Source organism: Nannocystis sp. RBIL2 (assembly GCF_026626745.1).
In the GTDB taxonomy this organism is placed as follows: domain Bacteria; phylum Myxococcota_A; class Polyangia; order Nannocystales; family Nannocystaceae; genus Nannocystis.
This window is the reverse complement of record NZ_JAPNJW010000001.1, coordinates 4,882,801-4,897,484: the sequence shown is the minus strand read 5'-3', so window position 1 is coordinate 4,897,484 and position 14,684 is coordinate 4,882,801. Positions and strand designations below refer to the sequence as shown.

10 protein-coding genes are annotated in these 14,684 nt (G+C 72.2%); 7 read left to right on the top strand and 3 right to left on the bottom strand.

The annotated features are described in order from the left end of the window. Positions 1-42 precede the first annotated feature (42 nt). Positions 43-1,557 (bottom strand): hypothetical protein, encoded by a 1,515-nt coding sequence (locus tag OV090_RS19370; RefSeq protein ID WP_267705303.1) that lies wholly within the window; start codon positions 1,555-1,557, stop codon positions 43-45. A 153-nt stretch (positions 1,558-1,710) separates the two neighbouring features. Between OV090_RS19370 and OV090_RS19365 the strand changes: the two genes are divergently transcribed. Beyond that, entirely contained in the window at positions 1,711-2,856 is a 1,146-nt protein-coding gene (locus tag OV090_RS19365; protein ID WP_267705302.1) for a hypothetical protein, read from the top strand. A 118-nt stretch (positions 2,857-2,974) separates the two neighbouring features. On the opposite strand, the gene OV090_RS19360 is transcribed toward OV090_RS19365, so the two are convergent. Next, positions 2,975-4,819: a vWA domain-containing protein gene (locus OV090_RS19360; protein WP_267705301.1), complete on the bottom strand. Its 1,845-nt coding sequence runs from the start codon at positions 4,817-4,819 to the stop codon at positions 2,975-2,977. Between the two features lie 584 nt (positions 4,820-5,403). Between OV090_RS19360 and OV090_RS19355 the strand changes: the two genes are divergently transcribed. From OV090_RS19355 to OV090_RS19335, 5 genes are all read left to right on the top strand, one after another. Next, positions 5,404-6,525: a hypothetical protein gene (locus OV090_RS19355; protein ID WP_267705300.1), complete on the top strand. Its 1,122-nt coding sequence runs from the start codon at positions 5,404-5,406 to the stop codon at positions 6,523-6,525. 72 nt (positions 6,526-6,597) lie between these two features. Continuing rightward, on the top strand, positions 6,598-7,437 hold the full coding sequence (locus OV090_RS19350; RefSeq protein WP_267705299.1) for a hypothetical protein: 840 nt from the start codon (positions 6,598-6,600) through the stop codon (positions 7,435-7,437). 51 nt (positions 7,438-7,488) lie between these two features. Further along, the gene (locus OV090_RS19345) at positions 7,489-7,710 is read left to right on the top strand and encodes a hypothetical protein (RefSeq protein WP_267705298.1); all 222 of its coding nucleotides are present in this window, start codon (positions 7,489-7,491) and stop codon (positions 7,708-7,710) included. A gap of 258 nt (positions 7,711-7,968) precedes the next feature. Continuing rightward, positions 7,969-9,741, top strand: a complete 1,773-nt coding sequence (locus OV090_RS19340) for a monovalent cation:proton antiporter-2 (CPA2) family protein (RefSeq protein WP_267705297.1) — start codon at positions 7,969-7,971, stop codon at positions 9,739-9,741. A gap of 447 nt (positions 9,742-10,188) precedes the next feature. Then, on the top strand, positions 10,189-11,370 hold the full coding sequence (locus OV090_RS19335; RefSeq protein WP_267705296.1) for a VCBS repeat-containing protein: 1,182 nt from the start codon (positions 10,189-10,191) through the stop codon (positions 11,368-11,370). A 42-nt stretch (positions 11,371-11,412) separates the two neighbouring features. Here OV090_RS19335 and OV090_RS19330 read toward each other — a convergent pair whose 3' ends face one another. Further along, entirely contained in the window at positions 11,413-11,988 is a 576-nt protein-coding gene (locus OV090_RS19330; protein ID WP_267705295.1) for a 2OG-Fe(II) oxygenase, read from the bottom strand. Between OV090_RS19330 and OV090_RS19325 the strand changes: the two genes are divergently transcribed. Continuing rightward, a complete protein-coding gene (locus tag OV090_RS19325) occupies positions 11,983-14,631 on the top strand; it encodes a helix-turn-helix transcriptional regulator (protein ID WP_267705294.1) in 2,649 nt (882 codons plus the stop codon). The genes OV090_RS19330 and OV090_RS19325 overlap by 6 nt on opposite strands. Positions 14,632-14,684 lie beyond the last annotated feature (53 nt).

The following is a 14,684-nucleotide window of genomic DNA, read 5'->3' as shown; positions in this document are numbered from 1 at the left end:
GGACATGACCGAAGGAGCATGTCCGAGAGCGCCGACGCGGCCTCAATCCGGATCTTCGAGCCCCACGCGCTTGCCTGCGCGGCGGCCGGCGATCGCCATGTCGAGGATCCGCTGCAGCGGGACGGCCGGATCGGCCTGGAGGTCGAGCGCGTCGCTCTGGGGCCCGTGGCAGCCGGCGATCGCGGCCGCCAGCGCCTCGGGGGCGGTCAGCGTCGTCGTCGTACCGTTGCAGCCGAGGGTCGCGTCGTCGGCGTGGACGCGGAGCTCGATGCGGGACGGGTCGTCCGGAGGGACGGGCGGCCATTCGGCGCCGAAGGGCCGATCGGCGGCCACGAGCGCTCGTGCCGCCGCGACGCGGGCCGCGGGCACGGAGGGCGCCGCGTCGACGGCTCCGCGCACGAAGCGGTACCACGGACAGGCCGTCACCTTCGCGCGGAGCTCGTCGTCGCTGGAGACGGGTATCGCCTGGCGGTCGCAGAGGACGGTGTCGCCGCCCGGGTCGAGTCGCACGCCGAAGAGCGCCGGCTTGTCGTGGTGGGCGGAGCCGAGGCGCACGACCCCGACGTGATACGGGGCTTCGGGCACCACATAGGCGACATCGATCGCCTCGAAGCCGCCGGTTCGGGCGGTGTAGACCAGGGTGAACAACGTCGACCAGCGGACGCTGCGATCGAGCCACAGGACGAGGTGGTCCTCGTTGCCGCCCCGCGGGGCAGGACGCTCGACCATCCATTGATCGTACAATATGCGGACGAACCCCTGCTCCAGCTGATCCTCGGGGATGGCGCCGTCTTGCAGGGACAGGATCTCGAGCCGAGCGAGGTGGAGTTTGTCGGGCCCGACGAACAGCTCGGGAGTGTCGAAGGTGAGAGGGTCGGCGGTCACGGGCCCGTGCGGCGGTCGCTGCTGCTCGCGCGGGCGAAACCCGCGGTTGCTGAAGGCGAGCTCGCGCAGCGCTTCACGGGCCAGCGCGGGGGAGATGCCGCCGTCGAGCAGGGCGCGGTCGAGCAGGAACAGGCCGATGGGATCGTGGTGGGTGGCGTCCAGCATCTCCTGGCGATCGAGGAACCCGCGGCGGGCGAGATCGCAGCGCTTGAACAGAGTCTCACGCCAGGCGCTCTCGGGATGTCGGGGGGTGCTGGTGGCGAGGTCGTAAAGATCGGGGCACAGCGCTCGCTCGAGCGCCCGTCGTTCGTCGAGGAACGGAGCGAGGACGAGGTCGAGGGCCGCGTGGCCAGGCAGGACGTCCGCGAGCGCGTCGGTGCGAGGCTCGCTGGCGGAGAAGTCGTGCTCGACCGAGAGGTCGAGGAGGACGCGCAGCGGGCCCGGGAGCGCCGGGCAGGCGTGCCAGATCGCGCTGGCTGCCATCTCTCCTTGGTCGGGGACCACGCCGCTCGTCGGCGACCAGGCGGCCCGGGCCTGGCGAAGCGCGGTCATCCGCTCGGCGAGGACCGCCTCGTCGCATCCGGGCTGCGAGCGAGCGCCGTCCGAGTCAGGGGGCCGCCCGCAAGCCGTGACGAGCATGAGCACGAGCGTCGGAGCGAGGCGAGGCTGCACGATACGACGATGGTATCGCTGGTCTCCTCGCGTCAACCCGAAGCGCGCTTCAGGGGGTCGGCGATACCGCAGTCTGGACCTGGCGAGGCCTCCGGCTCCAGGGACAGCCTGTTCGCGGCGGGTGACTCGCGTTAGAGTGGTGGGGTGCGGCGCTTGACTTCTTTATCTCGCGTAGTGGCGACGATCGTGGCAGGGCTGAGCTGGGCGGCGGCCCGGCCGGCGTGGGCGCACTGCGGCGACGAGTGTACGAACCCGTTGCCGCTGTTCTTGTCGCCGACGAGCTCGGTGCTGGCGGCTGACGGGGTGCTCGCGTTCAGCCCGGGTTACGAGCGGGCCGAGCGGGCGCTCGAGTTCTTGACGCTGAAGGTGCTCGACGCGATGGGGGAAGAGGTCGCCGGCGCGTTCGAGGTCCATGCGGATTTCTCCGTGTTCATCTGGCGGCCGGCGCAGCCGTGGAGCGCCGGGGCCACGTACACCGTGGTCACGTACGTCGACACCGCCGCGTGGGCGACTGCCGAGTACGGCGCGCAGCCGGGGGCCTGCGTGACGCACGAGCGGGAGATGCAGGTGACGATCGCGGCCGAGCCGTTGCCGGCCCCGGCCGCGCCGCCGCTGGTGGTGACGAGCGAGCACGTGGTCGAGACGTGGGACGCGCTCGCGGACCTGGTCTGCTGCGACGGCGCGTATCCGCGGCGGTCGGACGCCGTGGGGCACTGCCCGGGACTGGACGGGTACCAGATCGAGTACGCCGGGTTCTGCACGCGCCTGCGCGAGCACGGGCAGCTCGAGGTCGTGTACGACTTCGACCGCGAGGCGCTGGGGGCGGTGGCTGCGAGCAACTTCGCCGGCCGGTTGTTCGGGCCGGACGATCAGCCGTGGATCGGGGTGCAGGCGAACTTGCGGGCTCCCGGCTGCCTGCGCTTCGAGGCGCTCGACCTGGCGCGCGGCGAGGTGTTCGTCGACGAGCGCTGCCACGGCGACGAATTGGCCGACGCGCTCGGGCCGCTGGACATCGACCCGACGGCGACGCTGGTAGCCTCGTGCGCGGGCCAGGCGTACGTGTGCGAGGGCGAGGATTCGTGGGACCCGGAGAAATGCACGACCTGGCCCGATGGACAGGTTTATCCGGCTCCGGTCGCGCCGCCCGACGGAGAGCCGCCCGCCGGCGAGACGGCGGCGGTGGACCCGGGCGAGCAGGTGGAGTCGGGCGGCGGCGGCTGCAGCACGCACGAGCGACCGGGGTGGCTGGCGCTCGTGGTGCTCGGTGGCTTGCTGCGGCGGCGACGGGCGCGGCGCTGACGAGGTCGGCGCCGCTCTTGCCATGGAGAGTGGCATGTCCTCACGGACATGTCACTGTAGCCGCTCGGGTCGGGGTAATGACATGTCCTTGCGGACATGTCATTGCAGAAGGAGTGGTTCAGCCCGGGATGCAGTATTGCAAGATCTCTTCGGCGACCGTGCCGAGGGTCTGCGGCAGCTCGCCGTTGCCGGCCTGCAGGTACAGCGGAGCCATGCTGTCCGGGTTCTGGGCCTGGTAGCCGCTGCCCATCTGTACGCAATTGGTGGCGAAGTCCTTGGCGGTCTGGCCGGCGCAGGCGACGTCGTTGAGGAACTGGACCGCGCCGGCCTGGGCCTCGGCGCCGAAGAAGCCGACCACGTAGGTGCGGATGCCGGCGGCGGCGAGCTTCTGGGTGACGAGCAGTGGGGACGGGTCGGGGCAGCTGAGGTCCCAGTCGGCGCCGTCGGTGACGAGGACGACGTATTGCTCGCGACCGGGGACGGCGTTGTTCACCAGCCAGGTCGAGGCGGTCTCGAGCGCGGTGCCGGTGGGCGTGGTGTTGCAGATCAATGTGGTCAGTGGGTCGACTGCCTGGGCGATCGCGGCGCCGCTGGCGAGGGCGGGCGGGACGAGGATCTCGGCGTCCTGGCAGCTCGGGTTCATGGCCTGCTTGGTGTCGAGGATCCGCTCGGCCAGGGTGATGCACAGGCCGCCGCCCGGGTCGCGCGGCCACAGCTCGAGGCCGAAGCGCAGGTCGGTGTCGAGGCCGCCGCCGACGACCTGCTCGATCGCGTCGATCGCCTGCGACCACTTGCTGCTGGCGTAATTCGGGGCGTCGACCGGGGTCTGGCCGTCGGGGGTGCGGTGCATGCTGAGCGTGCGGTCGAGGGCGAACAGCACCTCGGGGGCGTCGCAGGTCTTGTCGCAGCCGCAGCACAGCTGACCGGCGACCGACTTGAGGGCAGCGCCGAGCTCGACGGCGTCGTCGGCCTGCAGGTACACGGGGATGTCGGCGCCCTCGACCGCGACGAAGCCGTCGGCAGTGGGCACGCACGGGCCCGGGAAGCCCTTGGCGGTGCGCCCGGCGCAGGCGAGGTCGTTGAGGTACTCGGTGGCGCCGAGCATCGCCTCCTCGCCGTTGAAGCCGACGATGAAGGTCTTGACGCCCTGCTCGGCGAGGTCCTGCACGGCGGTCAGCGGCGAGGGGTCGGGGCAGCTGAGGTCCCAGTCGGCGCCGTCGGTGACGAGGATCGCGTATTGCTCGCGGCCGGGCTCCTTGTTGGCGGCGAAGTGCTCGCCGGCGGTGATGAGCGCCGCGCCGGTGGGCGTGGTGTTGCACAGGAGGGTGGTGGCGGGATCGATGAGGTCGGCGATCGCTGCGCCGTTGCCGAGCGCGGGGGCGAGGACGACCTCGCCGGCCTCGCACAGGGGGTTGGTGGCGGTCTTGTTCTGCTCGATGCGCTCGGCGAGGGTGACGCAGGCGCCGCCGCCCGGATCGCGCGGCCACAGCTCGAGGCCGAAGCGGACCGTGTCGTCCTGCGGGGCGGCGGTGAGGGACTCGATGGCGGAGATCGCCAGGGACCACTTGCTGCTGGCGTAGGCGGGGGCGTCGACGGGAGTCTGGCCGTCGGGGGTGCGGTGCATCGATTGGGTGCGGTCGAGGAGGATCAGGGCGTCGGGCGGGAGACAGTCGTCGCCGCCGGTGGTGGTGCCCGGACCGTCGGTGGTGCCGACAGAGGTGGTGCCGGGGGCGTCGGTGGTGGTCGGCGCGCTGGTCGGGCCCTCGGTGGTGCTGGTGCCCGGATCGGAGGGCTGGGTGGTGCCGGGGGCGTCGGTGGTGGTGGGCCCGGTCGTGGCCTCGGTGAGCGAGGTCGGGGCCGTCGACGGCTGACTGCCGGTGGCCGCGGTGTCCCGAGTCCCGTCGTCGCCGCACGCGGCGAGGAGCGCGATGAATGCCGCAGGACGGCAATAGCGAAATGTCATGCCGCCCAGCGTAGCGAAAGGCCCCGGACACCGCATCGGGGGTCGTCCGGGCGCGATCTCGACGCCCCGGTACGCGATCGCGGGTGCGCAAGCGTGTGCCTCGCGCGCGGGCGCGCGTGGCCGGGGCGGACGTCTCACCCGTGCGCGACGTGGCCTCGAGGACAGGTAAGGGGGAGAGGTGGCGAGGTGGCGAGGATGCGCTCGCAGGTGGGGGCGAGATGTCTTGAGGGACAGGTGCGCGGAGGCTCTCGGCTGCGCGGAGGAACGAGCCGTGCTCGAGAATCACCTCGGGAAATTTCGCGGCGGGGCCCCGAGCTGGTGATTCGTCGATGCACGATCTGACATCGAAGGGGCGACTGCATTGTGATGTCGAGGCGGAGGCGTCTGTCCTGTGAGACAGATTGGGTGCGGATCCGGCGCCGCAGCGGAGGTCTGGAGACATTGTGCGCGTGAGCCAGGGCGGCGGCGGCGGCGCTGATTGAGAAAATTTTTAAGAAAGTTTCGCTGTAACTCTCGCCCGACTGCGGGCACTCGAGGTGCGAGCAATGACTCTTCGTCGTCTGGTTCGATCCTGTTCTGCGCTGTTGCTGGGCGGCGCGCTCTCCTCTGCTTGCAACCTGGTCGGGCTGCCGGGGGCCGACACCGATGGCGGGTCGACGGACACGGACCCGGGCGGCACCACCGCGGAGCCCGGACCGACCACGGGCGAGCTGCCGACCACGGGCGGGGCGCCGACCACGGGGCCGAACGATCCGTCGGGTGGGACGCCGACCGACTGCGACTTCGCGGGCGCGGTCCAGCCGATCTTCACGGGCAGCTGCAGCTGCCACGCGGGCGGTCAGCCGGCGGCCGGGCTGTCGCTGGCGGAGGGCGAGTCGTTCGCGGCGCTGGTCGGGGTCGAGAGCAGCTCGGCGCCGGGGGTGTTGCTCGTGGCGGCCGGCGATCCGGACAGCAGCTTCTTGATCGAGAAGATCTTGCCGGGGCCGTCGGTGGGGCAGCAGATGCCGATCGGCGGCAGCCTGTCGACGGAGCAGGTGGCGACGATCACTGGGTGGATCGCCGCGGGCGCGCCGGAGGCGGGGGTGTTCGCGTGCGCGCCGGGGCAGAACGGCGGCGATGTCGGCGAGGTGGAGATCGACGTCGACGGGCCGCTGCAGGTGCAGGTCGGCGAGACGCTGCCGGTGATGGCGCTGGTGAGCGATCCGAATGGCGAGCCGATCGAGGCGACGCTGACGTGGAAGAGCAGCGCGGAGCTCACTCTGTACGTCGACGGGCAAGGGGTGCTGCTCGGAGTGTCGCCGGGGGCGGTGGAGCTGACCGCGAGCGCGGGCGGGGTGACGAGCGCTGCGGTGGCGGTGGAGGTGGTCGATCACGATCCGCCGGCGGCCACGTTCACGCAGGTGCGAGCGATCACGGATCAGCGCTGCGCGACCGCGGGCTGCCACGTGGACGGGGTCGAGCCGGGTGACCTGCGCTTCGATCGCGAGCCCGACCGGCTGTGGGAAGAGCTGGTCGAGGACGAGGCGGAGCAGGTCGACATGCCGCGCGTGGACGCAGACGCGCCGACGAACAGTTATCTGATGCACAAGCTGGTGCTGACGACGCCGGCGGTGGGCGGACGCATGCCGTTCGGGGGACCGCCGATCGCGGCCGCGGAGGCGCAGGTTATTTTGCGGTGGATCCTCTCGGGGGCGCAGTTTAATTAATGGAGTGAGTCGATCGAGCGCAGGGCGGGTATTTTTATGCTGGCTGTTTGTACATGTCTTTTGGGGCTTGTGATGCAGGTGCCCGCGGAGCTGCCGGCGCACGAGTGGCGGGCGCCGAAGCCTGCTGCGAGCGTGGGGAGCAAGCAGGTTGCCGCCGAGGTGCAGGCGCCGGCGCCGGTGCAGGTGAAGAAGAAGGTGCGGCGGGTCCGGGCTTCGCGCGAGCCGTCGGTGGAGGTGCGGGGCGATGTCGCCGAGGAGGGTTCGCGCGTGGTGGTCGTCGCGGCGCCGGCCGAGAGCGCGGGCGCGGGCGCGGGCAAGGTGACCGGGTCCGGGGTGGTCCTGAGCGTGGTGATGCGTGCCGTGGCGGCGCGTGCGGAGGTCGAGGCTTCGCAAGCGGTGGCGGACGCGAGTGCGGGCGGGGCCGTAGTCGAGGCTCCGCGGGTCGTGGCGAGCGCGGGCGCCGAGGCTTCGCGGGTCGAGGTCGACGGTGTCGAGGCGGAGGGGCCGGCGGAGGACGTGGCGGGCTGTCAGCTCGACCTGAGTCCGGACGGCGATCCGGCCCGGTGGCGGCGCGGGCGGGCGCAGATGTTCGCGGGCGCGGCGTTCCTCGGGGTGGGAGTCGTGGGGCTCGGGGTAATGGTGAGCGGGTGGTACGTGCAGCGGTACTCGGCGAACGAGCTGTCCCGTGGGACAGGTTATTCGGACGAGGCGCTGGCGCCCCTGCGGGCCCAGCAAGGCCGCGGCGAGACGATGCTGGCGGCCGGCGCGGTGACTGCCGTGTTCGGGGCTGCGCTCGGGGCGACGTTGATGGTGACGGGGGCCCGCGACGTGCGAGCCGGCCGCGCGGCCCGCTGGAGCGGCGTGCGCGTGGCCCCGAGCCTGGGCGGGCTGGTGCTCAGCGGTCAGTTCTGAGGTGCGAGGTTTTTTGGTGGACCTCTGCGCGGGCGCGGCGATCCTGCGAGGATGACGGAGCACGAAGCGGAGCTGGTGGCGCTCCTGCCGGAGTACGGGTCGATCGCCATCAGCGTGGGCGAGTACGGCGAGGCGCGCTACGCACGGCTGCTGAGCGCGGCGAGCGAGCTGCACGCGCGCGGCCTGGTCGGGGTCAAGTACGGCGAGGCAGGGTTTCGCGTGGCGCTCAAGGACGAAGGTCGGCGCCAGCTGCGGGGCGCGAGCGAGGCGTGAAGGGAAGAAGGCCGTGAGTCGCGGATTCTTCCGTGGGGGGGCAGGCGGGGTGCGACGTGGTCGTGGCGTCGCGGGTGAGAGGTGTCTCGATCGCGTGCACGAAGGTCTGGTCCGCGGCGGGCCGGGAGTGATCGACCGGTGCGCCCGGTGGTGAGGATCGCCGCGTCTCGGGCGGTGTGCGCCGATGCGGGCGTCGGCGGAGATCGCGGCGAACGGCGGGCGTCATAAAGGTCGCGGCGCAGGGTATGTTCGGGGCCGGTGCAGCTCGCTCAATCCGCGATCTTCCTGGCCGCCGCGGTGGTGGTGGTCCCGCTGTTCAAGCGCCTCGGGCTCGGCTCGGTGCTCGGCTATCTGGCGGCAGGGGCGGTGATCGGGCCGTCCGGGCTGGGGCTGGTCGAGCACGTCGAGGACACGCTGCACGTCGCGGAATTCGGGGTGGTGCTGCTGCTGTTCGTGATCGGGCTCGAGCTGCAGCCGAAGCGGTTGTGGGAGATGCGTGCGGGGGTGTTCGGGCTCGGGTCGGCGCAGGTGGTAATGACGTCGCTGCTGCTGGCGGCGGGGGCGTGGCTGCTCGGGCTGCCGCCAGCCGCGGCGCTGGTGGTCGGGTTCGCGCTGTCGCTGTCGTCGACGGCGTTCGTGCTGCAGGTGCTGGGCGAGCGGCTCGAGCTGACTGCGCCGCACGGGCGCGCGTCATTCAAGATCCTGCTGTTCCAAGATCTGGCAGCGATCCCGGTGCTGGCGGCGATTCCGCTGCTGACGGGCAGCGGCGAGGGGTCGGAGGCGACGCAGGGGCCGTGGATGTCGCTGGGGATCGCCACCGGGGTGATCGCCGGGCTGGTGCTGGCTGGGCGCGTGCTGCTGCGGCCGCTGTTCCGCTGGGTGCTGTCGACCCGCGTCAACGAGCTGTCGTCGGCGTGGGCGCTGCTGGTGGTGATCGGCACTGCGCTGCTGATGGACCTGATCCACCTCGAGGCGGCGCTGGGGGCGTTCCTCGCCGGGGTTCTGCTGGCCGACAGCGAGTACCGCCATGAGCTCGAGGCCGACATCGAGCCGTTCAAGGGGCTGCTGCTCGGGCTGTTCTTCGTGGCGGTGGGGATGTCGGCGGACCTCGGGCTCATCGCCGCGAAGCCGCTGCAGGTGCTGGGGATCGTGCTCGGGCTGGTGGGGATCAAGGCGCTGGCGCTGCTGGTGATCGGGCGGCTGGCGAAGATGCCGCTCGGGTCGGCGGCGAGCCTGGCGATCGCGCTGTCGCAGGGCGGCGAGTTCGCGTTCGTGCTGTTCGGGGTGGTGAAGCCGGCGGGGCTGGTGACGGGCGAGGTGATCGACCTGCTGGTGGTGGCGGTGACGCTGTCGATGATGGTGACGCCGCTGCTGCTGATCGCGCGCGACCGCATCACTGCCCGTCGCGCGGCCGCCAATCGGCGCGAGTTCGACGCGATCGACGAGGAGAACCCGGTGATCATCGCGGGCTTCGGCCGCTTCGGCCAGATCGTCGGCCGCGTGCTGCGGATGACCCGGATCCCGTTCACCGCGCTCGAGGTCGACACGACTCAGGTCGACTTCCTGCGCCGCTTCGGCAACGAGATCTACTACGGCGACGCGGCCCGCGTCGACCTGCTGCGCGCGGCCAAGGCCGACAAGGCGCGCCTCATCGTGGTGGCGATCGACGACGTCGAGGCGTCGATGCGCACGGTCGAGGCGGTCCGCCGCAACTTCCCGCAGCTGCGGATCGTGGCCCGCGCCCGCAACCGGCCGCACGCGTTCCGCCTGATGGCCCACGGGGCGCACGTGATCGTGCGCGAGACGTTCTTGTCGAGCCTCGACGCGGCCCGCCTCTCGCTCGAGGAGCTCGGGGTGACGCCCAGCGACGCGCGCGAGTACGTGAAGATGTTCCGCGAGCACGACGAGCGGGTGCTGAACGAGCAGTACGCGATCCACGAGGACGAGGCGGCGCTCATCGCGTCGGCCAAGAAGTTCAGCGCGGACCTCGAGCGGCTGTTCGACGCCGACGCCCGCCAGCGGCCGCGGTGATCCTCTCCGAGGACAGAGCGAACATGCCGGAACGGGTATGTCCGTTCGGGCATGTTCTGAAGTTCAGATGAGATCGGGGAAGCGGCTTGGCTCCATGGATTCGGGCTCCCCGCGGCTGCGGCGGCGAGGGCAGATCGGTCCGGAGCTGCGGCGGTGCGTGGCGGAGCCGGTCGTGCCATGATCCTCGGATATGCTTCGCTTGATTCCTGGAGTGGCGGTCGCGCTGTGTTTCACGTCCTGCGGACCCGGTGCGCCCGGGAGCGCGAGCTCCGACGGGGCGATGAGCGCGTCGTCGACGGAGGAGACGTCGTCGACGGCGGCCGCGAGCGGGCCGACGGACAGCTCCTCGGCGATGGATGTGACGTCGGACGGTTCGGATCCGTACTCCGACACGGTCTCCTTTCCGGGGTGCGGTTGCCAGATCGGCGCCGAGATGGAGTGCGAGGTGTGCGGCGGGAGGGGGTGCGGATCTGCGACTGGTACGACGCGGATGCGTGCGACTACGGTCCGTGCGAGCTGGTCGAGGACGGGGATCCGTGCCCGGCCGGCTGGGAGTGTGGGGACGGGGAATGCCATTGGTTGCAGCCGTTACGGGCCTGCGAGCGGCAGGCGATGACCTCGTCGGAGCTGACGTTGGCGGGTCCGGCGTCGACGGTGGCGCTGGCCGACTTCGATGACGACGGCGTGCTCGATCTGCTGGCGGCGCTGCCGGACGACGCGGTCGTCGAGCTGCGGTTCGGCGACGGCGCGGGCGGGTTCGGCCCGGGGGCGGTGTTTCCGACCGGGATGTCCTCCGAGGCCTCGCGGATGGCGATCGCGGACCTGAACGGGGACGGGCGGCCGGATGTGGTGTCGACGGCCCCGTCCGCGGTGGGCGAGCTGAGTCTCGTCGTGAATCAGGGTGGTGTGTTCGCGGCGCCGCTGTTGTCGACGCTGGGCGTGGAGCCGCAGCAATTGTTCGCCGGCGACTTCGACGGCGACGGTTTCGTCGATGTGCTGGCGCGCAGCACGCCGGTCCTGGCCGAGCTGGCTTTCAGGACAGGTGACGGGATGGGCGGGGTCGGTCCCGAGGTCGTGCTCGACGAGTCGGCGGTCGCGGTGTTTCCGATCGGCGCCGGGAAGGTCGCGGGCGGTCAGCAGGTCGATATCGTGTCGACGGCGCACGACCCACAGGGGGCGGAGATCCTCGAGCTGGTGGATGGGGCCTTGAAGAGGGTGGCGACCATCACGGGCCACGGCGAGGTGCGCTATCAAGAGGTGTCGGTCGGCGACATCGACGGCGACGGGACCGAGGACGTCGCGCTCTACCGCGAGATCCCCAGCCTGGCGATGGTGCGGGCGTGGGCGCAGGGGGTGAACGAGGAGCTGTCGCTGCCCTGGAAGGGCCAGCTCGGGCCGATCGCGGACGTCGACGGCGACGGACGCGGCGACCTGCTCATCGCCACGGCAGGGCCGCCCGGCCTGGGGGTGGTGTACTTCGCGGCGTCGTGCGTGCAGGACTACACGCTGGCGAACGCGACGAGCGAGGTCGGGCTGGCGAGCGGCGACATCGACGGCGACGGCAAGGCCGACGTGGTCGTTGCGACGGTCGGCTCGTCGCAGGCGATCGTCCTGCGCACCGGCCCTTGACGATGTTCGTGAAGACATGTCGTCAAGGACATGTTTCACGGGTCACGCCGGGTCGCGGCGGTACATGATGTCGGTGCGCAGGACGTGCTTGACGCCGCGCTCGACGGGGGCGCCCTGGTGGCGGATCGGGTGGTCGAACACGAGCGCCATGCCGCACGCGGGGACGACGCGGACGACCTCGCCGCCGTGGTCGAAGTCGGTGCTGCCGCCGGTGAATTCGGCGTCGAGGTAGAGCATGACCGTGAGCAGGCTCTGCTCGACGGGGCCGCGGCGGAAGGCGCCGTCGTGGTGCCAGCGGAAGTACTGGCCGGGCTCGTAGCGGTAGAAGCGGAACCGCTCGTTGAGGCCGACGGCCTGCCAGTGGTGGCGGCGCGCGGGCACGAACGGGGCCAGGCGCTGCCACAGGGCGCGCGCGCGGTCCACGTCGTCGAGGATCACCCGGGTGTTGTTGCGGATCTCCGGGGCCATGACGAAGCCGCGGGCGGTGGTGATCGGGGCCGCCTCGAAGCCGATGCCCTGCGCCAGCCGCAGCCACTCGGCGCACTCGTCGGGCGCGAGGAAGTCGCGGACGGTGAAGACCTGGTCAGGGATGATGGTGGTCGAGGTCGCGGTGTGCATGCCGGGACTGTGCGGCCCGGGTGCCCGCAGGACGAGGATCGCAGCCGGGCAGGACCGGGCAAGACCGGCTACGATGGCGCTCCGGCCGTGCTCCGCTTCAACCACGAGCTGCTCGCGCGGGTCCGCACCGAGCTGAACCTGACCCAAGAGGCAGCCGCGGCGGCGGCCGGGGTCGATGTCCGCACGTACCGACGCTACGAGTCGGGGGCGGTCAACGAGGCGGCGGAGGGCTTCGTGGTCCGCAACGCGAGTCGGCGGCGGCTGCTGGGGGCGCTGAGTCGCGAGCTGGGGATCGCCGAGAGCGAGCTGGTGGTGGCGGAGGTGCCGAAGGAGGAGGAGGCGCCGGGGGGTTGGCGGCCGTGCCACGCGCACACGCTGCCGCGGGCGCGTCACTTCGTCGGTCGCGAGGAGGCTCTGGCGCTGCTGCGGGCGTCGACGCGAGGGGTGATCGCGGTGGTGGCGATCGGCGGGGCGGGCAAGACCGCGCTGGTCGAGCGCTTCGTGGCGGCGCTGGGCGAGGGGCCGCTCGCGGGCGGTCTGTTCGTGTGGAGTTTTTATGATGACACGCGGGTCGAGGCGTTCTTCGCGGCGGCGACGAAGTACTTCGCCAGCGGGGCGGAGGTGCCGGCCGGGGAGCGGCCGCAGGCGTTGCAAGAGGCGCTCGCCGCCGGGCCGCCGCACGTGGTGGTGCTCGACGGGCTCGAGGTGCTGCAGGGCAGCGGGCTCGACGACACGACGTACGGGCGGATCGGCGACGGGGCGCTGCGGCGGCTGTTGATGAGCGCGGCGCGCGGGCTCGGGGCGGCGCGCGTGGTGCTGACGACGCGGTTCGAGCCGAGCGACCTGCAGGCGTGGGACGGCGCGGGGCTGACGACGCTGCGCCTCGGCGGGCTGTCGCCGGCGGAGGGCTCGACGCTGCTCGAGCGCTGGGGGCTGGCCGCGGGGGCGTCGCTGCGGCCGCTGGTCGAGAAGGTCGGCGGGCACGCGCTGTCGGTGGCGATGCTCGGGTCGTACGCGGGCACGTTCCTCGACGGCGACGGGGCGAAGGCCCAGGCGATCGCGCTCGAGCCGGCCGCGCGCGACGATGTGCAGGCGCGCCGCTTGCTGGTGGTGCTGGCCGCGTACGCGCGCGCGCTGGCGCCGGAGGAGCGCGATCTGGTGGCTCGTCTGGCGCTGTTCCCTGCGGGGGCGGAGGTCGAACTGCTGGCTCGCCTGGCGGCGGCCGGCGGGGCGGTCGCGGGGGCGCTGGCGGGGCTCGATGCGGCGCAGATCGGGCCGATCGTGGCGCGGCTCGAGCGGCTGGGGCTGGTCGCTCGCGCGGCGCCGCGGCGCTACACGGCCCATCCGTTCGTGGCGGAGTACTTCCGCTCGCTGCTCGCGGGGCCGCCGGCGGCGATCCACGAGGTCGAGCGCGAGCACCTGATCGCGCGGCTCGATGTCCACGGGCCGGGGCCGCACGCGGACGCGCGGCTCGACACGTACGAGGCGCTGCTGATGCACACGCTGCGCGCGGGCCGGACGGGCGAGGCGGCGTCGCTCTACTTCCGCAGCCTGGGCGGGTTCTCGCACCTGGGGCTGCAGCTCGGGGCGATGAGCCGCGGGGCCCGGATCGTGCGCGCGTTCGCGGAGGGCGGCGATCCGGCTCGCATGACGGCGGGGGCAGGGCCGGGTCGGCGGGCGCGGCTGGTGTACGACTGGGGGCTCTACGCGGGGGCGCTCGGCGATCTGGCGCAGGCGAGCCGCTGCTACCGGATCCACGCGGCGCTGGTGCGCGAGGCCGGCAACCTGGAAGGATTGACGACGAGCCTGCGCGCGCTGGCCTACACGGAGCGGCTGGCGGGCGCGCTGACCGAGGCGTTGCAGCTGTGCGAGGCGGCGGCGGAGGTGGCGATCCGCGCCGATGCGCCGGGGGACGCGGCGCGAGCGCTGGCGCTGCGGGCCCGCGTGCTGCACGACCTCGGGCGCGTCGAGGCGGCGGAGGCGGGGTTCGCAGAGGCGCGGGCGCTGGGCGATCGACCGTTCGCGCGCCGCTCGTTCTGGGCGGCCGAGCACGCGCTGGCGCTGGGCCGGGTGGCGGCGGCGCAGGCGGAGATCGAGAGCAACCTCGCAGGACTGCACGAACTCGGCTGGGCGGGCCACCGCGCGCACGCGGAGACGATCCTCGGCGCGCTGGCGCTGGCCGGCGAGGAGCCAGATCCAGACCGCGCCAGCGACCACCTGGCCCGCGCGCGCACGTGGACGACCGCGACCGGCGAGGTCGAGGTGGTGCTGCGCTGCCACGCCCTGGAGGCGCAGATCTGCCTGGCCGAGCGGCGCTTCGCCGACGCGGAGCGGGCGATCCGCAGCGGCCTGGTGCTGGCCGAGACCTGCGGGTTCGGCCTGTTCGCGGTCGATTTTAATAATTTGGCGCTGACGCGGGCGCTGGCGGTGGGCAGCGTGGTGGACGAGGCGGCCGCGCAGGCGCTGGCCGCCGCGCAGGCGCGGCCGAGCTATGCGTGGGGGCTGGCCGATGCGCTGCACCTGGCGGGATCTGCCGCCACGGGGGTGCAGGCGCGAGGATTGCTGGCGCAGGCGGCGACGCTGCGCGCGGCGCTGCTGCACCCGCAGCTGGCGGCGACGCAGGCTGCGCTGGCCGGGTGCTGAAAATTATATAAAATGTCCCCGGGGACATGTCGTGCCATTCGCGCTGGCGCGGC